The sequence below is a fragment of the Paraburkholderia sp. GAS32 genome, assembly GCF_050434225.1.
Taxonomy (GTDB): Bacteria; Pseudomonadota; Gammaproteobacteria; order Burkholderiales; family Burkholderiaceae; genus Paraburkholderia; species Paraburkholderia madseniana.
The window spans coordinates 81990-108003 of the sequence record NZ_JBNPVS010000022.1; the positions used below are offsets into that span (position 1 = coordinate 81990).

Annotated in this window: 30 protein-coding genes; 26 read left to right on the forward strand and 4 right to left on the reverse strand. The window is 58.4% G+C overall.

Annotation, left to right across the window (positions count from 1 at the left end):
- Nucleotides 1-138 precede the first annotated feature (138 nt).
- The 9 genes from P3T25_RS25220 (at nt 139) to P3T25_RS25260 (ending at nt 4722) form a co-directional block, all read left to right on the forward strand.
- Nucleotides 139-372, forward strand: coding sequence for a hypothetical protein (locus P3T25_RS25220; protein ID WP_429359277.1), 234 nt, complete (start codon nt 139-141; stop codon nt 370-372).
- Nucleotides 373-502: 130 nt separating this feature from the next.
- Entirely contained in the window at nt 503-886 is a 384-nt protein-coding gene (locus tag P3T25_RS25225; RefSeq protein ID WP_429359278.1) for a hypothetical protein, read from the forward strand.
- Between the two features lie 123 nt (nt 887-1009).
- Nucleotides 1010-1276: a hypothetical protein gene (locus P3T25_RS25230; RefSeq protein ID WP_429359279.1), complete on the forward strand. Its 267-nt coding sequence runs from the start codon at nt 1010-1012 to the stop codon at nt 1274-1276.
- Nucleotides 1277-1325: 49 nt separating this feature from the next.
- Nucleotides 1326-1973: a hypothetical protein gene (locus P3T25_RS25235; RefSeq protein ID WP_429359280.1), complete on the forward strand. Its 648-nt coding sequence runs from the start codon at nt 1326-1328 to the stop codon at nt 1971-1973.
- A 403-nt stretch (nt 1974-2376) separates the two neighbouring features.
- A complete protein-coding gene (locus tag P3T25_RS25240; protein WP_429359281.1) occupies nt 2377-2709 on the forward strand; it encodes a hypothetical protein in 333 nt (110 codons plus the stop codon).
- A gap of 127 nt (nt 2710-2836) precedes the next feature.
- Nucleotides 2837-3154, forward strand: a complete 318-nt coding sequence (locus P3T25_RS25245) for a hypothetical protein (protein ID WP_429359282.1) — start codon at nt 2837-2839, stop codon at nt 3152-3154.
- 120 nt (nt 3155-3274) lie between these two features.
- Nucleotides 3275-3610 (forward strand): hypothetical protein, encoded by a 336-nt coding sequence (locus tag P3T25_RS25250; protein ID WP_429359283.1) that lies wholly within the window; start codon nt 3275-3277, stop codon nt 3608-3610.
- A gap of 523 nt (nt 3611-4133) precedes the next feature.
- The gene (locus tag P3T25_RS25255; RefSeq protein WP_429359284.1) at nt 4134-4358 is read left to right on the forward strand and encodes a hypothetical protein; all 225 of its coding nucleotides are present in this window, start codon (nt 4134-4136) and stop codon (nt 4356-4358) included.
- 139 nt (nt 4359-4497) lie between these two features.
- Nucleotides 4498-4722: a hypothetical protein gene (locus P3T25_RS25260; protein WP_429359285.1), complete on the forward strand. Its 225-nt coding sequence runs from the start codon at nt 4498-4500 to the stop codon at nt 4720-4722.
- Between the two features lie 78 nt (nt 4723-4800).
- Here P3T25_RS25260 and P3T25_RS25265 read toward each other — a convergent pair whose 3' ends face one another.
- The 4 genes from P3T25_RS25265 to P3T25_RS25280 all read right to left on the reverse strand — a co-directional run bounded on the left by P3T25_RS25265 (nt 4801) and on the right by P3T25_RS25280 (nt 7993).
- Complete coding sequence (locus tag P3T25_RS25265; protein ID WP_429359286.1) at nt 4801-5655, reverse strand: SprT-like domain-containing protein; 855 nt, start codon at nt 5653-5655, stop codon at nt 4801-4803.
- Between the two features lie 684 nt (nt 5656-6339).
- A complete protein-coding gene (locus P3T25_RS25270) occupies nt 6340-6798 on the reverse strand; it encodes a hypothetical protein (protein WP_429359287.1) in 459 nt (152 codons plus the stop codon).
- Nucleotides 6798-7547: a StbB family protein gene (gene stbB / locus P3T25_RS25275; RefSeq protein ID WP_429359288.1), complete on the reverse strand. Its 750-nt coding sequence runs from the start codon at nt 7545-7547 to the stop codon at nt 6798-6800. Before stbB ends, P3T25_RS25270 begins: the two co-directional genes overlap by 1 nt.
- 14 nt (nt 7548-7561) lie before the next feature.
- A complete protein-coding gene (locus tag P3T25_RS25280; RefSeq protein ID WP_429359289.1) occupies nt 7562-7993 on the reverse strand; it encodes a hypothetical protein in 432 nt (143 codons plus the stop codon).
- Between the two features lie 460 nt (nt 7994-8453).
- Here P3T25_RS25280 and P3T25_RS25285 point away from each other — a divergent pair, with 460 nt between their 5' ends.
- From P3T25_RS25285 to P3T25_RS25365, 17 genes are all read left to right on the forward strand, one after another.
- Nucleotides 8454-8879: a hypothetical protein gene (locus P3T25_RS25285; RefSeq protein ID WP_429359290.1), complete on the forward strand. Its 426-nt coding sequence runs from the start codon at nt 8454-8456 to the stop codon at nt 8877-8879.
- Between the two features lie 230 nt (nt 8880-9109).
- On the forward strand, nt 9110-10705 hold the full coding sequence (locus P3T25_RS25290) for a type IV secretion system DNA-binding domain-containing protein (protein ID WP_429359291.1): 1596 nt from the start codon (nt 9110-9112) through the stop codon (nt 10703-10705).
- Between the two features lie 16 nt (nt 10706-10721).
- Nucleotides 10722-15929, forward strand: a complete 5208-nt coding sequence (gene mobF, locus P3T25_RS25295; protein ID WP_429359292.1) for a MobF family relaxase — start codon at nt 10722-10724, stop codon at nt 15927-15929.
- 78 nt (nt 15930-16007) lie between these two features.
- Nucleotides 16008-16853 carry a hypothetical protein gene (locus P3T25_RS25300; protein ID WP_429359293.1) on the forward strand — a complete coding sequence of 282 codons (846 nt, stop codon included), beginning with the start codon at nt 16008-16010 and terminating at the stop codon, nt 16851-16853.
- A gap of 26 nt (nt 16854-16879) precedes the next feature.
- Complete coding sequence (locus P3T25_RS25305; RefSeq protein WP_429359294.1) at nt 16880-17314, forward strand: hypothetical protein; 435 nt, start codon at nt 16880-16882, stop codon at nt 17312-17314.
- A 181-nt stretch (nt 17315-17495) separates the two neighbouring features.
- Nucleotides 17496-17984, forward strand: coding sequence for a DUF2726 domain-containing protein (locus P3T25_RS25310; protein ID WP_429359295.1), 489 nt, complete (start codon nt 17496-17498; stop codon nt 17982-17984).
- Nucleotides 17985-18122: 138 nt separating this feature from the next.
- On the forward strand, nt 18123-18527 hold the full coding sequence (locus P3T25_RS25315; protein WP_429359296.1) for a hypothetical protein: 405 nt from the start codon (nt 18123-18125) through the stop codon (nt 18525-18527).
- Complete coding sequence (locus tag P3T25_RS25320; RefSeq protein ID WP_429359297.1) at nt 18527-19129, forward strand: DUF2726 domain-containing protein; 603 nt, start codon at nt 18527-18529, stop codon at nt 19127-19129. Before P3T25_RS25315 ends, P3T25_RS25320 begins: the two co-directional genes overlap by 1 nt.
- Nucleotides 19126-19578: a hypothetical protein gene (locus P3T25_RS25325; RefSeq protein ID WP_429359298.1), complete on the forward strand. Its 453-nt coding sequence runs from the start codon at nt 19126-19128 to the stop codon at nt 19576-19578. Before P3T25_RS25320 ends, P3T25_RS25325 begins: the two co-directional genes overlap by 4 nt.
- Before the next feature lie 149 nt (nt 19579-19727).
- A complete protein-coding gene (locus P3T25_RS25330; RefSeq protein ID WP_429359299.1) occupies nt 19728-19895 on the forward strand; it encodes a hypothetical protein in 168 nt (55 codons plus the stop codon).
- 94 nt (nt 19896-19989) lie between these two features.
- Nucleotides 19990-20352: a hypothetical protein gene (locus tag P3T25_RS25335; protein WP_429359300.1), complete on the forward strand. Its 363-nt coding sequence runs from the start codon at nt 19990-19992 to the stop codon at nt 20350-20352.
- A gap of 227 nt (nt 20353-20579) precedes the next feature.
- Complete coding sequence (locus tag P3T25_RS25340; protein WP_429359301.1) at nt 20580-22505, forward strand: hypothetical protein; 1926 nt, start codon at nt 20580-20582, stop codon at nt 22503-22505.
- A gap of 138 nt (nt 22506-22643) precedes the next feature.
- Nucleotides 22644-23060 carry a hypothetical protein gene (locus P3T25_RS25345; protein WP_429359302.1) on the forward strand — a complete coding sequence of 139 codons (417 nt, stop codon included), beginning with the start codon at nt 22644-22646 and terminating at the stop codon, nt 23058-23060.
- A gap of 25 nt (nt 23061-23085) precedes the next feature.
- Entirely contained in the window at nt 23086-23652 is a 567-nt protein-coding gene (locus P3T25_RS25350) for a hypothetical protein (protein ID WP_429359303.1), read from the forward strand.
- A 38-nt stretch (nt 23653-23690) separates the two neighbouring features.
- Entirely contained in the window at nt 23691-24233 is a 543-nt protein-coding gene (locus tag P3T25_RS25355) for a hypothetical protein (protein ID WP_429359304.1), read from the forward strand.
- 411 nt (nt 24234-24644) lie between these two features.
- Nucleotides 24645-24938 (forward strand): hypothetical protein, encoded by a 294-nt coding sequence (locus tag P3T25_RS25360; RefSeq protein WP_429359305.1) that lies wholly within the window; start codon nt 24645-24647, stop codon nt 24936-24938.
- Between the two features lie 135 nt (nt 24939-25073).
- Nucleotides 25074-25643, forward strand: a complete 570-nt coding sequence (locus P3T25_RS25365; protein WP_429359306.1) for a hypothetical protein — start codon at nt 25074-25076, stop codon at nt 25641-25643.
- Nucleotides 25644-26014 lie beyond the last annotated feature (371 nt).

A 26014-nucleotide genomic window follows, 5' to 3' on the forward strand; every position in this document is an offset into this window, starting at 1 on the left:
CACGTTTTCTCAGCAATCAGCACTCAAGACCCCGAAGAACGCGCCGACGCGGAACCCGAGGCAAGGCACGCGCACGGGTAACGAAGCCCTTGCAAGCATTCACGCCCTGTTGAACGCGAAGTTTCCGCGAGGATCATCATGCAGACCGTAGGAGCGCCCACACGTCAACGCGGGCCGATGCTTACCCTACTCGCTGGCGTGGTCGTGGCGGGCATTCTCGCCGCCCTGATGGTCAACGTAGCGCATACGGCCACGGCTCGCGCCTGTTACAAGACGCTCGCGCTAAAGGACGGCTCTAGCTACTGCGCACCGAGCAAAGCCGACTATGACGCGCTTATGTGGCACAAGGCACACCCCGGCATGACCCGATAACCGATTTTTGCCCCGTAATACCTTCGCCCTGACCCTCACCGGCAGGGTTTTTTTTTGCTTACCCCTTGCGTTGTTGTGATTCAAGAAGTATAATCTTTTCATTCGACAACGTAACACCGGGAGCAAGACCATGAACGCTGCAAAACAGATCATCGAAGCCGCCGCAGCTATCCGCGCAAGTGACGCCGCAATCGAGACGAAGGAAATTCCGGCAGCGCAGGCACGCAGCGCAGGCACGCTTCACGCAGCAGCCGGGATGATGGCCGTGGCCCGTCACCTGGGTACGAGCCTGATCCAGATTCACGCCGCTAATGCCGTCGGCCTGTTTGCGCTTGCCAGCCGCCGCGAGGCAGGCGACGCGCAAGCACCGGCATTCACCCGCGCGTTCCGTAACACGCTCGACCTGTACGTTAGCAACTTGCGCATGAACCCGGCAAAGACCGGCTGCACGATTCACGTTGCAGACGCCCGCCGTATCGTGTTGGCCGTGGCCGACGAACTCAGCGCCGCATAACGAATACCGAAGCCCGCCCCCGTGGCGGGCTTTCTTTGTCGTGATGCAAAAACAGTTTGACTTACATTAATGAATCACAGATAATAACTACATCGACAACGCAGCACGAACCGGGGAACGCAGATGACCAACGCAACGACCGCAGCAAAGACCGTGAACGTCGCAGACCTGACGCGCGAACAAAAGTTGACGCTGATCTACCGCCACACGCATTCGGACTTCAAGAGCAAGATCGGCAACGACAAAACGATTTTGACCATGCGCAACGGCGCAACGTGCCTGGTCGGTCTCGTTGACCTGACCGACGCAGAAATCGCGGACAAGCTGGATTACGCGGTGAGCAAGGAAAAGAAGCGCCTTGCAGCCGCAGCAGAGAAGGCCGCAGCCTAACCCACCAGACCACGACCGGCCCCCGAGCGGGGCCGCAGGAGCGGACAGCATGAGTTATGCGACAAACCGATTAGGCGACGTTGGGGCCGTCTATCACGAAATCTATTGCCCCTTCACGCTGGCCCGCAGCGCCTACGCTGAATGGGCGATGGTCCGAGTGTGTGACCTGACCGGCGACGACGCAGCACGCGCCCGCTATCAGGCGGCAGCGATTGACTACGCAGAGCGAGCCGGGAGCGCCGCACACGACCACGGCACGTACGCCCCCGCCCTGTTCGATGGTCTCGAAATCCTGTCCCTTGCCTGGGAAGACGGGTACGCGGAGGCCGAGGGCAACGCAGAGCAAGCGGCCCGCATTGAGAGCGCGCGGGAGGACGCCGCAGCACGGGAGCGCACGGCCCGAGCTATTGCCGTGTTTAAGACCGGCAGCGGTATCGGCCTGTTTTGCCTGCAAGGCAACCGCGAGACATTGACACCGCCCACGCTGGCGAATCCCCGGATTGATGAGGTAGTGCGCAAGCCGCTCGAAATTCGCGCTATCGACGGATCGTTGATTAAGGCATGGCCCGCGCCCGCCGATGGATGGACACAGCCCGAAGTGTTCGCGATTCTCGACGGTGACGCGGCAAAGGCAGTCGTGCAGGCCGTAACAGAAGCCTACATAGGCGACGAATGGATTGGAGGCACCGAACTGTAGCGCGGCCCCGCCAACGTCACCAGCAGCCCGAAAACCCGCCCGCCCGCGTGCGGGTTTTTTAACACCTGGACTCCGCGTGCAGGCAGCAAACCCCGATGGAATCAAGTGCAGAATATTCGATATTTCGGCGTTACAAGTGTTGACGAATCACAGAAAGGGGCCTATAATCTTTTCATGGTTGAGGCGCGGTGCAGCAACCGAAGACAGGACAAAGGCAAGGAGCCAAAACCATGAATCAAGGTGTTGTTCTCAAAAATACGTTTGTCGCCGGGTTCGTATTCGTTGTTTACGCACTTGTCTTTTTCGCACCCTCCCTCTGGAAGTAAGACGGAACTAGCGCCCCTGTCACCCGGCAGGGGCAACCACACGACAACGCAGCACCCACGGCAAAGGAGCCGACACCATGAAGAACGCAATCCGTTTCATCGCCGCCGCACTGATCGCCGCCGCAGCAGCCCCGGCCCACGCCTACGGCGTTGTGTACGTCGCACCGAGCGCCCCCGCGTACTACGCGCCGCAACCCCCGGTCTATGTCCAGCCCGTCCCGGTTTACGTTCAACCGGCCCCCGTGTACTACTCGCAGCAGCCCGCCCCCGTGTACTACTCGCAGCAGCCCGCCCCCATGTACTACGTTGACCCGGCAGTAGCAGGCGCAGCCGTCGCCGTGACTGGCATCGCCTTGGCGCTGGCAATCAGGGGCCATCACTACGCGCCGGTACATCACTACTGGCACTAAGCCCCGGCCCCGCCGATGACCGAGAACCCGCCCACCGAGGCGGGTTTTTTTATTGTCCGACGCTTGACACTACTTATTGAATCACGGATAATAGGGACTCATTCGACAACGTAGGACGGGGATCAAGATGAACACGGACGAGCAAGCAGCAATGACCAAGGCAGCAAACATCGTGCGCTATGTGCGTAGCTTCGACGCGCAGAACGTTGACCACGCCGCAATCGTCGCCCTATTTCTGCACGAGGCAGCCGGTTCGATCTTCGGGCGATTCGAGGCCCGCATGACCGCAGCCGATCAACGCGCCCTATTCGGTAAGTTCGTGGGCAAAGGCGTTATCTGCATCGACGGTAAAGCCGAGACCGTTTCAATGCGCGTCAAAGTGTGCTTTGGTCTGGATTACGACTACCGAGGAACGACCCCCTTTCGCGCTCTCGCCGTTCACTGACGCGACGCCCGCCCCGGCTCGACCGGGGCCGATGGAAATATTCGATATTATGCTTGACTTATCGAATCACAACAACGATAATACTTACATCGACAACGCAGTAGCTACCGGGAGCCGAGCATGACCGAAAACCAGCAAATCGCAGCAACGATCCTGAATCAACTCGGGGGCCAGCGCCGCCTGATCGCGATGACGAGCGCAAAGGACTTCGTTGCAATCGACAAGGGCGTGCAGTTTGCCATCGGCAAGAATAGCAAGGGCATCAATAAGGTCCGCATCGTTCTCAACGCCGCAGACACCTACGATGTTGAGTTCGGGTTCGCCCGCATGAACTGGACAACGTGCGAACACACGTGGGCGGTGAAGGACGAGACCAAGGGCGCATACGCTGAAATGCTGATGGACCTGTTTGAATCCGCGACCGGCCTGTATCTGACGTTCGGCACCCGCCACTGATCGACAACCACAGCCCCCGCGTGCTAAAGCACAGAGGGGCGCACCGGAGGGAAACACATGGGCGGTAAAGCGAGTAGCGGCGACCCGTACCGCGAGCGTGACGCGCAAGGAGCGAGGCTAAAGCGATTGCTGGCGCTGGCGACGGTTGCACGCCACCGCGCGGAAATTACCCGGCTCACGGAGCAACTGAAACGCCTGGGAATCCCGGCCTGATTGGACGCCGAGCGACACACCGAGAACCCGCCCCGTGCAACAGCACATCGAGAGGATGTGCCGCGACCGCCACGCGGGACCCGCTCCCCGACCGATGAACCCGGCCACCGCGCCGGGTTTTTCTTTTCCGCTGCGTGACTCCCGCGCCTGTGACGTTCCCGCCTGTTTTTTGACGCCCCGGTTACGGTGATGCAGAATCGTTTCAACGAGCAACGAAGGGCGAACGAACGAGATGGCAGAGGCCGACACGCAGGCGCATCGACTAGCAGAAGCACGACGCGCCCACTCCGCAGCACTGGAACGATGCGACATGGCGCAACGCACATATCCGAAAATCTACCTGCTGAACGAGTACGCGAGCATTCAGAACGCCAGCGATGGCCGCGTGAACGATGGAGGCCCGGTAATCGCCCCCTGTAGCGTGACATGGGACGCCGACGCATTCACCCGCGTAGCCCGTCACATCGAGGCCGACACGGGCGCACGTATGGCCGAACTAGGACTAGACCCCGCCGCTTACGGCATCCGGTTCTAACGCCACCCCCACCGACCCGGCCACGCGCCGGGTTTTTCATTTTGCGGAAATATCGAATATTTGCAGCACAGCCATTGACATTTGTTATTGAATCACAGATAATACTAACTCGACAACGCAATAACGGACGGGGATCAAGATGACAAAGCAAGAGTTTTTCGCGCAACTGGCAGCGCTCTATCAAGTTGGCAACCGCGCTGATAGTACGGAAGCGAAGGCCGAGGCGGGCGAGACCTGGACGAAATGGCAAATGGCGGGCACCGCGTTTTGCGCCAAGATTGACGATGTGATTCGCGAAATGGTTAAGGTCGGCGTACTGACCGAGGACGAGGCCGCGAACTGGCTGGAAAGCGTGGACGCCTAACCAGCCGCAGCAGCAAACGAAAGCCCCGCCAGATCGACGGGGCTTTTTCTTTTCCGGCACCCCCGGCCCCCCAATGCTTCAATCGTCCGAGTCGTCATCGTCATCGACCGGACGCCGCCCGTTGGGCCGGTTGCCCTTTTTGATACCGGGCAGCATTTGAGGCGCGTTGCAGTCTTGCCCGCCGCACAGGACACGAAGCGACGGACGGCCCCATGCGTTTTCACCGCACACCGGACAGGTGAATTTGACCCGGTTCGACTTGTCCTTGTCGCGATCCTTGCCCCGGTCTCCTGGCTCGACAATCAGACCATCCGGCAATTCGTTTTCTTCGTCATCGTCCGAGTCGTCATCGTCATCGTCGCCGCGCCCCGGCTTTGGCGAACCCGGCTTGTGACCGTTCTCGCGCCCGTGGTCAAGCGCAATTTGCGGAGGGTAGCGGTCTAGCCATGAGAGCGTGAATTCATCGGTCAGCAGCTTCGCGCATGCCACATCGAACGGGCCGCCCTCAATGACGTAATCCATCATCTGATCGCCGGTCTTTCTCCCGCCTGGCTTGCCCGTGTTCGACGGCATGAGGCCGACTTTCTGCATCATGTCGCCCCATTCCTTGTTGTGATAGCCCCCGCGTCCCGGCTTTCCCTTTTGCCGTTGCCACGTGTGAACCATTTCATGCACAAGCGTTTGCAGGGTCTCGCGAATCGACCGCGTGCTAAACCAGCCTGGATTCATCGCCAGTTGATCCACGATTTCACCGGAGCGACGGCCAAACCGTTTGTACGCGCAGTAACCGAGGGTCCGAGGGTTGTTGTGATCCAGCGTCAACAGAACCTCATCAATCTCGCCGTCGAATAGCTCGCGTTTGAAGAACGAGTACGCGTGTTCCAGTTCTGCATAGGCTTCCGCCGTTGGAGTCATTGCCTGATCGCTTGCCATTGATTTTCGTTCTCTCAGGTGCGGGTACGGGTTCAAATATTCGATATTTGTATTGCGCAATACACAGCAGCCGCCACATTTTACGGGGTGTAGGCCGTGAAACAATCGCGACCTAAAACCCGAGGCGTTCAATCGCCCGCGTGGCGTGGGTTTACGCCTGTTAGCGGCGAATGTTTCACGGCCCATTTTCCGACCACAGGGCAAAGCAGCGGGCAGGCACGACTACCGGGGCAGAAGATCGGACATGGCACCAACGTTTGTAACGGTTAACACGTAATCCGTAATTTTCGATTAGTAGCTACGGTAGCTACCATAGCTACCGTAGCGCCCGTACCAACCGTAGCACCCTGACTCGGATGGTAAACGTGTATTGCGCCATACACATCGAAGGGGCAGGCGCGAACGACTTACATTCGACCTGCCGCCGCATGATCGTGGTAGCTACTCTAGCTCGCTACCGTAGCGACCATAGCTACAGTAGGCACTACGCCACATCAACAGCCGACCACCACCCGAAATACATCGCCCCGGCCCCCTTGGTCGTGTCGCCGTTTTCCCCGCCACTCACTGCCAGCGGACAGCGAGCGTGTGTATTGCGCACTACACACCGGGCTGCAAGAAAAAGCCCCGTCGATTAGGACAGGGCTTGTCCGGTAGCGTTGGTAGCTACCCAAGCTACCAACGCTACCGAAGGAGCAGGGCCACGACACCGGCACCGACCAACGACCCGACGAGAGCAGCGCCACCGGCTACCACGGCCAGCTTTGCCGACTGGTGTTTGACCGTGCGACCGACCGCCACGGCAATCGGAACCGCGAGGTTGTCACCGGCCTTGGCTTCAAAGTCGCGAATCGTTTGAGTCAGTTCGCGGTGAGCGGCGACGAGTTCACGCTGATTTTCAGCCGACATGGTTTCCAGACGCCTTGCCGATTCAGCCATAGCCTCCCGTACTGCGTCAGCCGTGACAAACATTTGCGTCAGCACTTCCGTAACCGTTTTTTGCGCGTCGAGAATGTCTTTCGATTCGCCAAAAATCAGTTCAAACAGCAATTCCTCTTTCGACGGCGGGCGCTGGATTTTCCCCGGTTGATCGCCGGGGGCAGAACCGACCGCAGCCCCCGATTGCGAATCGGCTTCGCTCATTAGCGGACACCCCGCGTCAGTTCGCGGAATGCCGCATCGAGATTGCGACGCATCGGAATCGCCTGTTTCGTCCAGCGGTGCAGCTTCCCGAACTCAGCGGCCTTTTCCGGCTCCGCTCTCGCCATCGCCCGATAATCGGGAATAACCGCGCCTTCCGGCCCGAGCAGATCGTCAAAACTCATCTTCTTAGCCGAGAGGTATTCGAAGACTTCGGAGCGGTGGATAAACGCCTTGCGACTGGCCCACCCAATATCCAAGTCTTTAACCTGTTTGAACAGGTAGTCGAACGCTTGACGTTCTTCGTCCGGGTCTTCGACTTGATCGAGGTTCGTTGCGTCAACGAAGTTCGGGATAAACCGGATTCGGTTTTTATTCACGCCGAGGTCCTGAATTTCCGCGCCCGTCGCAATGCTTTCGTTGACGACCTTTCGATCCGCCGTCACCGGAATAACGAAAAGATCGAATTCTTCGTCAATGTCTTCCGTGCGCTCCATCGCGCTTTTCAGCGATTCGATATTTGACGCACCAACGTCTAGAACCGCCGAATCGAGTGAGAACATTTCGACAATGACTTTGCCGAGTTGCGACCCACGGATTTTCTGAACGCCCTCGACGCCCAAATCCGCCGCCGTTTCGTTCACGGTATCCATCGCGAAGAAAGTCGCACCCGGCAGACGCGGGAGCAGAAGGAAATTCGCGACTACGGTTTTACCAACGTTGCCGCCCTTGTTCATCACAGCTATTTTCATATCCGATATTCCTTTTAAAAATCGGGGTTGGTATTTTCCCGCCGAAGTCGTATCGCCACTTCTTTAGGAGTTTCTTTTCTTTCAGCCTGTCCTGCTGAAACCGGCTTAGTTGCAGTCAGTGCCGCAAGCGCCTTTGGTATGCCCGCCGTGGGCGTGGTCGGCACCTGTGTTGCTTGATCCACCTTGTCCGTATCCGTCGCCGGTTGACTTGTGGCCGTTAGCGGTTGTGTCGCAGTCCCGTGGGGGTTTGCCTTGCCTCGGGCTTTCCTCGCCCGTGCAATCGCGCTCAGAAAGCCGTTGAACCCGATGCTCAGGCCGTGCTGGGCGCAGATCACCTCATGTATCTGTTCCCGCGTTAGCCCCCTGGCCAATGCCGCTTCAATTTCATCCAGCATGGCCCGAATCACAGCGGATTCATGCTTGGGTTTCACTTCCGTCAGGGACATTGCATGTTTCCTCCTATGACTGCATCCGACGTGCATCCGGTTCGGATTCTACCCGCATCTAGTCTGCATCCGCAAGTGTGGAAACAGCATCCAATGTGCATCCATAGTGGCACTAGTTAGAATCTATGTCGCATCTAACGTGCGTCCGAGATATGGAAAGGTGTTGGGGAATAGATCGAGACGTGTTTTCGCGACCGCAAACTGCCCTTAAACGCGGTTGCTCGAAATGGTTTTGGAGGTTGGGCACTGCCCTTAAATAGCCATACACCATACGCAAGCGCTTCGCGCTTGCAGAAAACCTCGCAAGATTTTGATTCTGCTGGATAAAGGGGCTATCGTTGGGAGAATTTTTCGGGGTTTTTTGTTGAACATCGGTAAAACGCTACTCCATGAATGCTAGACCCCATAGGTGTTTCATTGTTGAAAAATCGTTGAACGTACAATCAATACTTGTCACGAAATGAGCAAATACACGTCAATAGGCATCCGATGCACGGTCGCAGAAAAGGCCGAACTTGAGGTCAGGTCGGGCGGCAACCTGTCGGAGTACGCCCGGAAACTCCTGTTCGAAGACCAATCGAGTGCGCTATCGGAGGTTCACGCCCGATTGGAGGAACTGATTGAGTCGGTGCGCGTCCTGAGCCAGCAGCAGAGCTTGACCGGTGAGGAAATACGGGAGGCGTTGGCGAAAGTCGGATCGCCCCCGGCACCGGCCAAGGTAAAGGCGAAGACGGGCGACGACGCACCGACGAATTCCAATCCGGTCCTCAAAAGCATCCTGCTTGAACTGCTTTTGATGCAACGGAGCAGCCGCGCCCGCAGCGACCTCAACGCAATCCATGCCGAAATTGAGCGCCAAGGGTTGACCGTTTGGGAAAGCCGATAATCTCGGACCGATTAACTTTCAAAGGAGGGAATAGCGTTGGACATTATGAGCGCCATTACATCGAGGCCGTTCAAAGTAGTAGGCGCGGCAATCGTGGTTCCGCTTGTCGCGACCGTGATTGAGGGAAAGACCGTGAAAATCGGAGGCTCGCACGCATTATCGAGCTTGCAGCGGGGCGCATGGCTCGCAGTATCGAAACCGGAAAAATCAATACCAAAGAGGATTAACTGATGGATCGCACAGAAAAAGCGCGGGTTTATGCCGCCGTGGTTATCTTGATCGGCATTCTTTCATTTATCGCGACCGTGAAATTCACGTTCGGATTCACACCGAGTACGGTTGTCCATACTTTTCTGTGGGTTTTAACGCATTTTGGTTCGTGGCCGCGCTTTTACATCGTTCCGGTTATCACGATGATTCTCGCGGCAATCGCGGTCGGCGCATTTCTTGAATACATCACCCCGGCTTTTGCGGGCGCACGATTTGGCCGTTTCTATCGCGGTTCGGAAGTCGTGAAAGCCCGTGAATTGGCCGGTAAAACGCGAGAATTCGACTGGAAGAAAAAGCGCCCGAAACAGCAGATTACGATTGCGGGTATTCCGATGCCCGAAGAAGCGCAATCGACGCACGTTGCAGTTGGCGGCTCGACCGGCGTTGGTAAATCAACACTGGTGAAGGAAATGATGTACTGCATGTTGCAGTATCAGCACCGTTTCTTTGCGATGGACCCGAACGGCGCGTTTTACTCGACCTTCGGACGCCCGAAGCGTGACGTATTGCTGAACCCGTTCGACACGCGTTCGGAAGGTTGGGTTTTCTTCAACGAGATTCGCAACCCGGAATTCGATTTTGAAACGTACTCGCGTTCTATCGTTCAGCAGTCGGCTTCGGTTGACGAAGAACAATGGAATGGCTATGGCCGCCTGCTTCTGACCGAAGTTTCGAAAAAGGTTTATGCGAATCGCCGTCAACCGACGATTGACGAGGTATTCGATTGGTGCTGCATTCAGCCGATGGAAGACCTTGAGGAATACGTGCGCGGAACTCCGGCGCAATCGCTTTTCACCGGCAATGAAAAGGCAACGGCATCGGCGCGATTCGTTCTCTCGAATAAGCTGGCACCGCACCTGAAAATGCCGCGTGGCACGTTCTCGATTCGCCAGTGGCTTGCCGACAACAAGGGCGGAAATATGTACGTCACGTGGGACGAGAACATGCGTCAAACGTTGATTCCGCTCCTGTCCACGTTCGCGGACGCAACGTTCACGTCGCTTCTCGGCATGGGTGAGACCGATGGCCCGCCTATCTGGACGTTCCTGGACGAACTGGAGTCGTATGCGTATCTCCCGAACTTGAACGACCTGTTGACCAAGGGCCGCAAGCACATGCGCGGCGGCGGCGTTGTCACCGGCTGGCAGGCGTTCTCGCAGTTGGTGGAGGTCTACGGCGAGAACATGGCCGAAACCCTGCTTGGCAACCACCGAACGACTATCGGCATGGGTGTTGGCCGCTACGGTGAGAAGACGGCGAAGAAGATGAGCGACGCATTCGGTCAACACCAGGTCCAGCGCGACAAGAACGGCACTTCGATGCAGTCCGGTCGCTTGGGGATGAACCGCAGCTTCAACACCGAGACGATTACGGAATCGGTCATTCTCCCGTCCGAGTTCATGCGCCTTCGCAACCTGCATGGCTATCTGGCATTTCCCGGCGACTTGCCTATCGCCAAGTTCAAGACGCGCCCGGTCAAGTACCAGCGCAGCGAGAAAGTGCCGGGGATCATTCTGCGCACTGGCGACCAGGCCGGTTCGATGGCAGCGGCCTAACTACGGGATTTGACCCATGCTGAATGTCACCACGATCAAGCGTCAGGGGTTGGGAGGCGTCGCCGCGTACTACGCGGACGGCGCGGACGACTATTACGCCAAGGACGGATCGGCTATGCAGTGGGAGGGCCAAGGGGCGCAGGCCCTTGGCCTTTCCGGCGCGGTCGATCAACAGCAGTTCAAAGACCTTCTGGACGGCAAGTTGCCTGACGGTTCGAAGACGGCGCGGAAGTCAGACGAGAAGGCGAAGGCCGCAGCACTTCAACGCACTACCGAAGTCATCGACTTCATGAAAGGCGTAAGCGCGGAATACGGCGGCGACGGCAACGCACTGCCGTCCATCGAGGTTTCGCAGCTTCGCGCCGAACGCGACAAGGCGATGGCCGACGCTATCGAGGCCAAGCACGATCCGCGCAAGAACACGCAGACGCTTGACTACATCAAAGGCGTTCACGCAGAGGCAACGGCGAACGTCGAACGTCACACCCGCAAAAAGGATTGGTCGGGTAAGACCGTCGATGAAATCCATGCCGCGCACGATAAGGCCGTGGCGAAGGAAATGGCTCGCATCGCCGCTCGCTACAACAAGGAGCGCCTGGGCTACGACCTGACATTCAGCGCCCCGAAATCCGTTTCGTTGCAAGCCTTGGTCGGCGGCGACGCAGCCGTTGTAGCCGCACACGACAAGGCAGTGAAAGCAGCACTGGCCGAAGTTGAAACGATGGCCGGTGCGCGTACCTACAAAAACAAGAAGTCGGGCCACGAACAGACGGGCAATATCGTTGCCGCCACGTTCCGCCATGAGACGAGCCGCGAAGTCGATCCGCAACTGCACACGCACGCAATCGTGATGAATCTCACGCAGCGCGAGGATGGACAGTGGCGGGCGCTTTCGAACGAAGAACTGATGCAGTCGATCAAGCACGTAGGTGAGGTGTACAAAAACACCCTCAACTATGAGCTTCGCAACCTGGGCTATGAACTGCGCTTCGAACCGCAGAACAAGACCTACGAACTGGCGCATATCTCCCGCGAGCAGACGCTTGCTTTCTCAGCCCGTCTTGAGCAAATTGATTTTCAGTTGGCGAAAATGGGCTTGACCCGCGAGACCGCGAGCGCCGAGCAGAAGACCGCAGCAGCGCTCAAAACTCGCGCGGCGAAAGGCGAGCTTGACCGGGACGCTATCTATAACGGTTGGGTGATCGGCGCGGCGGAAGTCGGTATCGACTTCAACACCCGCGCATACAACGGCTACGGCATCGACGGGGCGCAGAAGACCGGACCTGTGCTGGAAGCGGGCACCGTCCTGGGCGAATTCCCCGGCCTGAACCTGCAAGCCGATGGCAGCTACGACGCCACGGCAGCAGCCGCAGCCGCCGAGAAGCAAGCCGAACTGCAATCCGCAGCAGCAGAGAAGGCAGCAGAGAAGGCAGCAGCGGAAGCCGCGAAGGAAGCGGCATTGGCCGAGGCAGCAGGCCCGAGCATGGGCGATGACGGTCCCGTGTTCTACGACTACGGCCCCGGCTTCGATAACGAAATGCTCGCGTTCGACCAGATTCCCGATTCGGCATACGAGGAAGGATCGTTCGGCGGCTATGACGATGGCCCGTCGCTCGACTTCTACGAACCTGCACCGCAATTCGAAATCCCGAGCGCCTACGAGCAACCGCTTGAGCGGGCATCGCACGATGCGCCGACCACGGACGAGCAACCGGCGACCGATGCCCCGGCAGAACAGCAATCGCAGGACGCGAACACACAGCCGGTTGAACCGGCATCGCACGACCCGGAATTCGACCATAAGCACGCGCAGGAGACCCCGGAAACCGAGGCGAAGGGCTTGGACAAGGAAGGCCCCGGCGAAGCCGCCAAACCGGCTATTTCGGCTATCTCCGTGGTTTCCGATGGCAAGGGTGGCGTGAAGTTCATCGACCAGGACGGGCAGGAGTTGAAGCCCGAAGCCGTGAAGGCGATCTTTGGCGACAGGGTTGTGACGCACGCCGATGAACACGGCGAGGTAACGCACAAGTTCGCGGCCAAGGGCGACGTTGGCTTAGGAATCGCGGAAGCCATTGCCGAGGCGAGCAAAACCGAAGTCAACAAGGAAGCAGCGCAGGACATTCGCACGTCTGTTATCGGCCCGCCGCCCGAAGTGTCGGGACGCAACCGCGAGAACGAAGCCCGTTTGGCAGTCGCCTACGCGGTGCAGAAGTTGACCGAGCGCCAATCCATCTTGACCCGCAAGGAACTGATGGACGTTGCTTTCGCGCACGGCACCGGCAAGTTTTCGGTTGACGAAATGAAGGCCGCGATTGTCGTTGCCCGAGCAACCGGCAAGCTGATCGAAGAACAGGCGTTGTACCGTTCGATGAACCCGGACGAGAAGACCGGCTACCTTCCGCCCATGACCCGTCAGGAGTGGATCAACAAACTGATCGAGGGTGGACTGACGAAGGAACAGGCGACGGGCAAGGTTGACCAGGGCATCGACACCGGGCGCTTGAAGCGCGAGGAAATCCGATATACAACGCAAATTGCGCTCAACCGGGAGAAGGAGATTCTTTCGATTGAGTCGCGCGGGCGTGGCGTCATGGAGCCGATGGTTGATGCAAAGACCGTTGCCGAATTCGTCTCCGCATACCGCCTTGGCGACAAGTCCATCGCAGCCGCCGAAAAATTCTTTTTCGACAATCCGAAGATCGCGGCCCAACACAGCGAACTCCGCGCAGCAGTTCAGGCCGATTCGTTGACGAAGGCGCAGGCGCAGGAGCTTTCGCGGATTACCGGCGTACAGGCCGGTGACAAGTTGACGAAGGGGCAGGCGACGGCGCTTGAAGCACTGACCGGCACGCGCACGCAATCCATGACCGCAGCGCAGGCGAAGGCACGCGCCGAACTCGCGCTTATCAAAGACGCGAACCTGACCCCGGCGCAGTCCGCAGCGTTCGAAAAACTGACTGGCTTCCAAGCCGAAACGCTATCGAATCCGCAAGTCACGCGACTGGCCGAGTTGGCAGACGTGAAGGCGGGCGAGAAGTTCACGAAGGATCAAGCCTATGCGTTTGAACGTCTGACCGGCGCTCGCGCGGAGTCGATGACCGTTGAGCAAGTGGCCGCAATCCGCGAAATCGGGACGACCAAAGCCGGGATGATGACGCCGGAACAGTCCGCAGCGTTCAAAACCCTGACTGGCAAAGAAACCGATTTTCTGACGCGGACGCAGATCGGCCAGTTGCAGAAGTTGGGCGGCATTCAGGCGGGCGTGTTGTCTGGGGAGCAGGCACGCGCTATTGAAATGGTTGCGACTTCGGAGAACCGCGTGACCGCCGTTGTGGGCCGCGCCGGTACGGGCAAGTCGTACATGACCGAGAAGTTGACGACCCTGATTGAACAACAGGGCTTCAAGGTCATTTCGCTCGCGCCATACGGGATGCAGGTTGAATCGCTGAAAAACGATGTTGGCCTGGAGAACTCGAAAACCGTTGCCGCGTTTCTCGCGTCACAGAAGCGACACGACAAGGACAGGGAGGGGAAAGCACTTGAACCGGGCCGCGACGGCGAGAACCCGACGCAGCACCGACCGGGCGCGACCAAGTACGAACCGATGACGGAAAAGCACATCATCATCGTTGACGAAGCGGGCGTGGTTGGTACGCGCATTGGCCGCGACCTGATGCGCGAAGTCGAAAAGGCGGGCGCTCGCATTCTGTTCCTGGGTGACACGGAACAGACGAAGGCCATCGAGGCGGGCAAGCCGCTCGAACAACTTCTGAAAAACGGTATGCAGCATAGCGTCATGGACGACATTCAGCGACAGAAGAATGACGACCTGTTGCAAGCCGTGAAGTACGCCGTTGACGGCAAGGGCGCTGCATCGCTGGAAGAAGTCAAAAAACACAATGTCACGGCAATCCGCGAAATCGCAGAAGGCCCTGACCGCTATGCCGCAGTCGTGCAGGCGTATGCCGGTTTGCCGGAAGCCGACCGCCGCGAAACCCTTGTCATCACCGGCACGAACGAAAGCCGCAAGATCATCAATGACGGCATTCAAACTGCGCTTGGCTTGAAGGAAAGCGGTATCGAATTCGGCTTGCTTGGCCGCTTCGACTCGACACAGGCCGACCGCCGCTATGCGAAGTATTACGAGGTCGGAACCACGATCATTCCCGAGTCCGACCACAGGCGGCAGGGGCTTGAACGCGGACACCAATACACGGTTATCGACACCGGCACCACCGACAAGAACATGTTGACGGTGCGCAACGAGCGCGGCGAGGTTCATCAATTCAACCCGTCGCAGGCGCGCAATGTCTCTGTGTACAAGGTCGAAACCAACACGCTTGCCGTTGGCGACCTGGTGAAAGTCACGCACAACGACCGTGACCCGAAACTTGACCTGACGAACGGCGACCGCTTCAAGGTCGTGGCCGTTACCAAGGACAAAATACTTATCGAGTCCACGATTCGCGACCGGGAGCATAAGAACTTCGGGAAGACCGTTGAACTGGATACGAAGAAGCCGTTGCACCTGGCTTTGGACTACGCATCGACGGTTCACAGTGCGCAGGGCTTGACCGCAGATCGCGTGATTATCAATCTCGAAACGAATTCGCGGACCACGGCGAAAGACGTGTACTACGTGGCCCTTTCGCGGGCGAAATATGAGGCCGTTGTGTTCACGGACAGCATTTCGAAACTGCCGACCGCGATCCAGCGCGAGACCAGGAAACTCGCGGCGCTCGACCTTTCGACGGTTCGCGACAAGGACAAGTCGCATTTCAAGCTCGCGAACATGCTTGACCAGCAGAAGCGCCACCAGGCCGAAATTGCACAGGTCATCGCGAATCGCGATCTTGCAAAGGCGATGGACAAGGCAGGGGCAGCGAAGGGCGAGCCGGTGCATCGTCTGGACGGCAATCAGATGCAGGCCGCACGCGCGTATTTCGCGCAGGCTCCGCAGTCCTTGCGCGATGCTCACCCCGAACTGATGAAGGCACTCGACGCGAACGCCTTGACCAAGGCTCAAATGCAGCAGTTGGAGAGCCTGACCGGCATCAAGTTCGAACAGGCGAAGGGGCAGAAGGAATTCAATCCGTTTGGCGGTGCGGCTGGCTACAACGGTCGTGAACAGATTAAGGACATTCAGAAGGCGGCAGAGAATCAGAGCGGGACGAAGCCGAAGACGAAGACCCATGAGAAAGACGGGCATTCTTTTGGCTCGTAATCCATAACGATCCATAATGTTGCGGGGCGCATTATTGGCCCCTGACAGCCAGTAGGCTAAACAATCAGAGAGGTACGCATGAACCAGAAAGCGAGTGCGCAACAGCAACGGGGCTTCGATCAGTCCCGCGATCCACCGGCAAAGGGCAACAACGCGTTTGGATCGTTGGGTGGCTCAGTAGGTGGACCGAAATCGGCGGGCTTCGGCTCAGTCGGCGGCGAGTCCAGCGTCCGCGATGCAAAGGTCGAACAAATGCTTCGCGCGACTCCCGAAATCCGTCAAGAAGGCACAGCACGTCAGAAAGAGGGGGGCGCGTTCGGCGGTCTCGGAGTCGGATCGACATCGACGGCCTTCGGCTCGGTCGGTGGCGGGTCCAGCGTCCGCGATGCGAAGGTCGAACAAATGCTTCGCGCGACTCCCAAAATCCATCAAGAAGGCACCGCACGTCAGAAAGAGGGCGGCGCTTTCGCCGGTCTCGGAGTCGCATCGCGGTCTCACAACCCGTTTTCCGGGGTGGGCGCAGGCAGTTCGCGCACGTTGGACAAAGACGGCATTCGCGATGCGTCGCAATCGCAGATGAACCGGCTGCGCGGCATCGAGAACGCGGCGCGTGAACAGACGGGCCACGGCAAAGACGGCATCGCCCGTACCCCCTTCGAAAAGGGCATGAAATTCGGTGAGAAGCACACTGACAAGGCGATTCAAGTTCTGTTCACCGGCAGGGACAAAGCCGAAGTAGCGCAGAAGCCCAACGCCTTTTCTGGCCTGGGCGTGGAAAACGATTCGCGCAGCGTATTGGCGAAGGTCACGCAGGCCGCTCGCGACGCGATGGAAAAGCACGGCAGCGGCAATAACGGCCCGCGTGAACACGCGCATGAGAAGCAGCACCAGAAGCGTGAGAACTCGCACGCTATGGGTATGTAACCGCAGTTCAACCCGAGAGGTACGGCATGAAAGAAAGAGATTTGGCAAAGGCAGTCGCGCAGAATCCCGAACTGCGCAAAGACGTTGCGATGACCGCGACGGCTCAACAGCGTGGTTTCGATCCCTTGGCGACCGCCACCGGAGGACTTGCGAAGGCTCCGGGTCACGCGAAGCAGATGGAGCAGTTGCGCACCATCGAGAACACGGCCATGCAGCAGATCGGCCGCACGAAAGTAGGCATAGGCTTGGAAAAGGTCGGTTCGCACTCCGCGCTTTCCGGCATCGAGAAGCATTTGCGCGAACCCGGCACCGGCCAGAAGGGCATCGAGAAGGGCGCACCCGCGAAGCAAGGCGGCATCGACGGGGCAATGCGCAGCGTCGGTGAAGCTGCACGCGGCATTGGCGACGGCAGCAACGCTAACCGCCGCGAGAAGGTGAAGACGGCTGAATTCGCCCTGTAATTGCACACGGGCCGGTCTGCATGACGGCCCCGCAACCCACACGAAAATGATCGCACTCTACATCGGCATACCCGCCGTGATTTCCGCCGTCGCAGCAGTTTGGGCTTTCAACAAGAAGCCAAAACGCAACTCCGACTACCCGACCGGGCTTCAGTCGCAGGCCCCACAGGCAGCAGGACGCATGGCTCGCACAGTTCAGGAGAGCGACGAAGAACCCGAGTACGTGCGACCGGACCTGAACAAACCGCGCTACCGTCAGTGTCCGATCCTGACCGAGAACGAAAAGGAATTCTTCGGGCGTCTGGTTTCCGCGGTTCCCGAATATCGGATTTTCCCGCAGGTCGCCATGTCGGCAATCATCGAACCGGCTTCAAGCGAGTATTACATGACGTACTGGAATCGAATCGCGATGCTGCGTGTCGATTACGCGGTCTACGACCAGAAATTCGACCTGATATGCGTGATCGAACTGGACGACAAGACCCACGACACGCGCCGGAAAAAAGACGAGAAGCGTGATGCTCGAATGATCGAAGCGGGCGTTCGCGTTCTGCGCTACAAATCGCGCAGCAAACCGAGGCCCGACGCAATCCGTCACGACATTATGAATCCGCAGTTGATCCCCGCGCCGGAACCCCGAAAGTCGATGTTCGACACCCATCCCGCGTGACTCACGCTACGCCACAACAAAAGCCCCACTGGTCTATCGACAGTGGGGCTTTTGAATTTGAAGCGTCTTACTGTCTCCAGATCAACGACACAATTCCATTTTCTACCGGTTTCGTGACACTCTCACCCACGATTTGACGTGTCATCCGAATCATCAGAGAATGCGAATCACCATAACCTACGATGTTTCCAGATGAGCCACACACCCGAAGCCATCCATAACGCAGACCCGAACGCGCCGGAATCCGAAGACCTGTGGGAATGGTTCCGAAATTTCACCTTGCAGGAAGTTCAGTTTCGGGAAGCCCGCATTCGTGGCATTGCCAATCTGCACACGATCTTGAGCGCCGAGCAGTTGCAACATGCTCGCGATGCTCGCGCCGGAATTCGTCATATTTCGGCCACGGTTCATAGTGCGTTCGAAGCGCACCATGAAAAGCCATGGCACGCCCGACTGGAAGCGTTGCAAGCGGAAATTCATCCGATGCAGGAAAAAGCCGAAAAGCTTTGCCGTTGGCTTATCCGCTTGTACAGCGACGACTGATGCGCGCACTCGACCTGATATTGGGGCCGCTCGCTGCGTGGACGGCGGGCGCTTGGGTTTGGCGGAAGGTGAAGCGGGCAGGGAAGCGCTCTAACGGGATCAACACGGCTCCCCGCTATCCGACGACGCCTGCACCACAGCAAAGCCCGTGGGCGATGCAGAAGACCGATAGGCGATTCGATCCCGGCACATACAGTTATCAGAGTCGTGCGCTACTGACGCGAAACGAAATCGAATTCTGGACCCGGCTTACTCGCGCGCTGCCGCAGGCTCACGTATTCCCGCAAGTCGCAATGTCGGCGTTGATCGAACCGAGGAATAGCCGGTTCGCGGAACAGAACTTCCGACGCATCGCCGGTCAGCGTGTGGACTTCGCCATCTACGATCAACAGTTCAACATTCTGTGCGTGATCGAACTGGACGACCCGACGCACGATGAATTCAAGGACAGGCAGAGAGACGCCCGGTTGCAGTCGGCGGGAATTCGATGCGTGAGGTTCGAAGCTCGATCCCGGCCCGACTTCAAAACAATTCGAGCGCGTGTGTACGGTAATCAACCCGCGCGCACTGACATTCACCCTAACCACCCGGACCAGCCATGAACCTGATTCGTCTGACTGTCGCCAAGCCCGACCCGCAGCAGTACGCACGTGTCTTGGTTTACACCGAAGGCCACGACTTCAACGGCGAACAGTTTTTCGACGTGAAGGCCGAGGACTTGACCGGGTTCGAAGACCCCGAAGACCAGTCCGAGGTTTGCCGTTATGCAACGCACTGGATGCCGCGACCCGATTCGCTACAGTCGCAGCAGGCCGAACAAGCGGTCTTTGAAGCCAGCATCGCGGAGAACGGCGTGGATGCCGCGCACCGGGCGGGGAAGGCGCGCTTGAAGGCTCGCGACCTTGCATACGCTATTCGGACGCTACAGGAGGCGATTCCGTATCTGGCAGAAGGCGGCGTTCGGGAATCGCAAATCGCCGCAGCACTGCGCAAAGTGCTGGCCCATCCCCGGTTAATTGACGGGGATTTCCCCCTTGACGGCGCGTTGTAATCGTGTGCTATTTGTCACAAAGTCCCAGCGCGTAGTTGACACGTCATCATGACGCGCAAATAATGAATCACATAGACGGGCCGAACGGGCCTCAACCGGATTACGAACTATACTGACGTGGGCCAAATTAGCCCCACTTGGAGAACAAAATGAGCATCGGAAACTTGGTGAAGTTCTTATTCTTTGGAACCCTTTTCCTGATCCTGTTGCCGTTCCAGCTTTTCGGCGCAGGGGATTCGGCGGGCAGCGCTTCGGCGCGTCGCCGCGAGGCAGAAGACTTTCAGCGCCGCCTGCTGTGGCGGAATCAGAATCGTTGATTCTCTCCGAAAGAAACCGATTTACCGTTGGCGCACTAAACGCGGTCATAGGTCGCGCTGGATTTGATTGACCGCCCCATAGAAGGCAGAAGAAATGACGAAGGACGCTACAGCACCCGAGAAGAAGACCACGGCGAAGAAGACGGGTCCAGTGAAGAAGGTCGCGCCCGTGAAGAAGGTTGCCCCGGTGAAAAAAGCGCCGGTCGCGACCGGCAACACGAAGGCGGATAGCACTCGCAAGTCGCAGTTGCGTCAATACAAGCAGGATCAGCGCGACCGTGACGAAGCGGCGGGCGTGAAGGTGATCCAGCCGCGCATTTCAGCGCGCACCCAGGCGTTCCTGTCTCGCTACCAGAAGGAACACAGCCTGCATTCCGTGGGGGCGGCACTCGACAAGATCGCCGTGGACATGGAAGCCGCCGAGAAAGAGGGCAGGCGTAACAACCGCAGCAAGTAAAGTGGCTTTGGCGTGCCACTAAGAGGATTGCGGTGATCGCCCGACTGGCCCGCAAGCGCCGCCAAAAGCGCATTGACCGACTGGCCTTTGGCTTCAAAACGAAAAGCCCACACCCTGAAAAGTGTGGGCTTTTCATTTCCGGTCGCGAAATCACCGAAAAGGAGACCCGTCATCACTTGTCCGTTACAATCGGTTAGCAAATCACACAAACCCCGAAAGGAATAAGAATGACTGACCGGCAAGACCCCGCGCAAGACAGCCTCACCGAAGTAACCGATAAGGTGCGTCCGCACGGTGCAACCGTCATCACAGCGGAACAGGGAACGCAGCACTTCGAACAGTTTTGTGGCTACACCTGTTCGGCAGAACCGGGGCACAAGGAGGCGATGAATGCGCGACGTGCGGAGGCAGAAGCCGACGACGACAAATGGCGCTCGACGTTCGATGAGAACGGGCGCTATCTCGATCCGGTCACGGGCTTTTGGGAATCGCTCAACGCCGAATTCTACTTGGCGAATACGCAGGAATGGGTGTCGGCTTACGACGATGACGAAGTAGGCCCGGTTTCTGGCACGCGATACCCGCAACGCGCCACCTTGGCCGCTGCGCAGATCAAGATTACGAAAGTCGATGATGTGCCGTTAGTCGAATTCCGCGCCCTCCCACGGGACAACGTGTTTCCGGGTCACGCCGAGGTCGTGAAGCTGATCGAAACGCGTGTGGCTCCGACCAACTGCATCAACTACGACGAGCAAAGCGGACTCGGAGCCTACATTGTGGACGGCGCGGAGACGCCGACCGTGGGAACGATCCTGACCTTGCACCACGGCGAAACCGTTATGCCGGTCGAACAGTATTGGGACCAACTGAACGCCCACGACTGGCACTACTGTTTTGCTGATGCGGGCATGGACGCCTACCTGAGCGGGGAAGCGAACGAAGACCGCCTGAAGGCCATCGCAGAGCAGGGCGGCGATGACTACGAAGCGCTGTATCAGGCGTTCCGCAAGCATCACAACACGGGCGAGCCGTGGCGCAATGCGCAGTGGGATAAGCCGCAACGCCCGGTGAATGGCGTTGTCGTGATCCCCGAGGCTCCCGCCGAAGAACACGCCGAGGAAGCCACCCACAAGAGCAACGTCTATCGCATCACGCACTACTACCAGATCGGGGACCAGGACGTTTACGTGACGGACCCGACTGGCGAAAAAAATGGCAAGGAGATTGCGGCCTACATTTTCGGTTGGGCGTGCGAGTGGCACGGCCACGGCAATCTGATTTCGAATCTCGGAATCGCGGCCATGATGGTGCAGTTCTACGGGTTCATCCACTGTGCGAAGGACGAAGACGCGACCACCGTTGACATGTATTGGGATTGTCAGGGCAACGATTTCCTGACCATCCTGAATAACGAGACCTACGAGCGCAATACCTTGCGTAAAGCCGTGGTCCCGTTCATCAACGGCCCGCGCGTGTTTCGCATTACCCGTTTCGGCATCGACAGCGAATTCCTGTCCAGCCCCGAGGGCCTGGACGGCGAACGTATCGCCAACTATCTGTCTCACGTGGCGATGGAGTTGTACGGCCCGAACATCATTTCGACGTTCGCCGTCGCACAGGTGATGAAGACCTGTTACGGCTTCAACCGTGTGGCACCCGCAGTCGCGGCCATCGAAGTTGAACTGACGATGACCTACGACAGCGAGTATCGCGCGGAACTGATGGACGACCTGACGTTGCCCCGCGACAATCTGGCAGCGGCCCTGGCCCCGTACATGGGTCGCCCGTTTGAACAGGCATACCCTTGCGGCAACTACCCGGCTTTGGGCTACGGTACGGCAGAGCAACAGCGCCAGGCAATCGTCAACCGCACAGGACAAGACCAGCGCCCGCCCGCGATCAATGCGGAGCAGGCGGCACGTATTGCACCGAAGACCAAGGCCGAACGTTGGGTGACGAATTTCGTTTTGGGGATCGCCGCACTGGCCCTTGCCATGCTTGTTTCCGGTATGTGGATCGACCTTGCGCTATTCGAGTGGGCGGGTCTCGACCGCCTACACCAGATTCGTGACGGCTGCATTCTTCTGGTGATCGCACTCACGTTGAATTTCGCGACCGGACGCGTGGCCGAGCGGAACGACAAACCGGCGTGACCATACCACCGCAGAAAACGAAAAAGCCCCTCCTCAGGGGCTTTTTTTTGTGACGGCGAAATTAACGAATAATCGCAACGGCAATATGTGTCCGATAGAATAATAAAAGCATCACGCAAACTATTGGAGAGACGGGACATGAGCAACGGCAAGCAGGATGAGCAGCAGGGGGAAGAAGCGCGACCGCAGGCATCGACCACAAACGCTCCGCAATCACTGGAACGCCTGACACTACGCACGATTCGCTACCTGTGTCTGGTAGGCGAGTCCATGTTGCAGTACGTCGAATACCGGGGCGACACCGGTTTTCCGTTCAACCCGAAGCAAGCGAAGCATTGCGCCGACCGAGCGGAACACGCAGCACAGTACGCTCTCGAAGACACCGTTTCCGGCCCGCGTTTCGCGCTCGAAATGCTGATCGGGGACATTGACTGGCTCGCGCAATTCGACCTGTCCGAACTTTGGTCCGTCGCCAGCCTGGAACTCCCCGGTGTTGCCGATCTTTCCGCACTGCGCTCAGACGTGGAAACAGCACTAGCCGTCGCCCGCGCGTGACCTTCAAACCATATCCGATACTGAAATGACCACCGAACAGAACACGGACCCCATCACCCCGAGTCTCCCGGTTTTCGCAGTCGATCCCACGCAACTGCACCTTGTCATCATCAACGGGCAGGGCGGCGAACTGGCGCAAGTGCCTGTATGGCGTGCGCCGTCGCAACAGGCGGTGCTGGACGAAGCCGCTGCCCGTGGCTGGACTGTGAGTTTCGCGGTCGATATGCCGACCTTTGCGCGACTCACGCTTGTGGCACTCGACTCCGTGATGAACAAAAAGCGTGAACGCTTGCCACCGGGCGTGACGAAAACGAATCACGAATTCATGGCCGAGGGCATCGCCGGTTTCGCTGAATTCTTCATGGCGTGGGGCACCCGCGACGGCAAGCCCACGAATCCGGCATTGGGCTACGCCCGAAGCGACGACGAGCGAAACCAGGTCGTGGGCCGGATGCAGGCCGCTGGCTTCGAACCCGGCATCGTTATGCCCCTGCAACTGATCCTGGCATCGCAAGCGAATCTGCTACTGGTCCGCGACGGTCAGGCGGTCCCCGACTATGAAATCGTGTCCACGTCACAGGCCCCACTGTAAGAACCGGCAACGCGCGAACCGTTTAACAGGAGGCCCCTATGACGAGTGGCAAGGAAAAGGAGCAGTCTCAGCCGGTCACGCTTTCAGACCTGAACCCGACGCACAATCCGGCGCGGAGTCCGAACCTGTACAGGTGGATGCGCAAGCGGGTCGGGGGCACCGGCCAACTCGCGCACGTGTACCGGGTCAAGGCAGGTTCGACGGCAGAACGCCTGTTCTCGCCCGGTGCATTGCTGATCGGCCATCAGGGCGATTACGCCGGTTGCCCCGATTTTTTCGGATCGCGACTGAATGGCGTTCTGTGCAACGGCAGTCAGGAACAGGTCATGTGCTACCCCGGCCTGGCCCGTTACCTTGAATGGGTTCCCGACTTCTGGACCCGATACATCAAGGTCGGACGGTGCGCCATCGACCCCGAACACACACAGAATTTTGTGGATGCAGACCGGTTCGCCGTATCTTTACCGGGAACGCGCAGGACGTGCAAATGGTGCGGGGCGGGACAGGAGCGCCACCTGATTCCACGTCAGGTCTTCGATGAACACTGGAAAACCGTGGGCGAACGCTCACCTGATTTGTAACAGAGAGTAAATATGCGTAAAAAACGATTTTCTGGCGGGCGAGTCATCGCATTTTCGTTAACCATAGCGTTCGCGATAAATTTCGCCGTGTCAGCACCCGCGCTGGCTCAACAGCGCGTAGAAATCGCACAAACTGGCGTCGATTGGGTTGACAAAATGGGGTCGATTGTTCAGATAATCATAAATTGGGGTCAGGATTCCGTAGCGGAGAACGCAAAATCTGTAACCCCCGGCACCCCGACTAGCGCCCAGGAAAGCCTGACGCAAGTGCTTCACGCTATGATCGGTTTTTCGCAGCGGGTTGAGAACGGGGCCTCATCACTACCAGCAACACCGACGCCACCCTCAAGGAGTACCGGGCCGTAAGATAACAGTTGATAAACAGACCAGAACAAACGGGAACCCAAAAAAATGAACTCGATGCTGATGCAAGCACTATCCGACAGAACCCGGCGCGCAAGACCACTGACGACCAAGCCCACGTCCAAGCCCGTTGCAAGACCGAAAGCCACGCCCGCGCAGATCAAGAAGGCCCCGGCGAAGAAATCCGAGACCGCCGAGGAAAAGAACAGGGGCGGTCGCCCCCCGAAGCCCGACGATGAAAAACTGATTCAGAAGTCCATCCGAATGACCCGCAAGCAGTGGGCGAAGGTCAAGAAAAACGGCGGCATTGAGTGGGTGCGCAAGGTCATCGACGCGCAGTAGCAGTGCGACGCAGCAACGGCATCAGCAGGACCAGGAGGCTCCACACGGAGCCTTTTCTTTTCTTGTCGTGTAATCAAAGGTCTGCAATAGTGTGAGTTAATTCGACAACGCAGCGTAAGGCAAGGAGCCACAACGATGAAAACCAGCAGCGCCCGTACACACGGGCAAGTCAGCGAGCATCCCCGTCAGGCGGCGGCACGTTCGCCCCTTTTCGTGGTCGTGAGCCGCACGTTTTCCGGTGCGATGAAGCACGAAATTTGGGAAGCACCTGACCACGCGGCAGTGCTGGCCGACGCCAACGGTCAACGACTCGATACGCGGTTCGTCATGGATGCCAACCATTTTGCGACCATGACACAGGCAACCATGCGTTCGACCCTGGAGGCAGTCCGCGAAACCGATCCGGTGCGTCGCAACCTGCCCGACCGGGAAATCGTTGAGCAAGGAACGCTCTATCTGGTGTTTATCGTCAACGACACGCAGGCCGGGACCGGCCACTACGAGACCGGGGCTTTCGAAGCCAGGGCCGGTGAGTACGACGCGGCGGTCGCGCGGCTCAAAGATTCGGGGATCGCAAATCCCGTGGTCATACCCCTGATGCTGGCCGTTGATCTTATGGGCCACGCGTACCTCATTGAAGATGAGAAGTCGGAGCCGCATCACAGGATCGACAGTCAGACCGTCAGCCACGGTTTGACACACTAGCGCAGGACACAGGACGCGGCCCGCCAGTCGAAAGATTGGCGGGCTTTTTTGCGTCACGACGCCGCCGCGAGCCACAAAGCAAAAAGCCCCTGAATGCGGAGATTCAGGGGCTTCGTGTTTGGTGTTGTCCCGCGTGGAAGGCCCAGGCAGGTTTTCGACAACGCAGCGACAGGGAGCAGAGGGGAAGGGAGTGAAGCGAGCCGGAAACGAGTTCCGCCGTCCACTGTACCCCTCAGACGCGCTACCACGGGGACAACGGAAACCAGTTTACCCGGATGATGACATGGTTGCAAGCTCAGACCAGACGCATTGTGACAAATGCGCGTTACCGGATGCAGTTGACGTGGACGCGATGCCGCTTGACCGGTAGT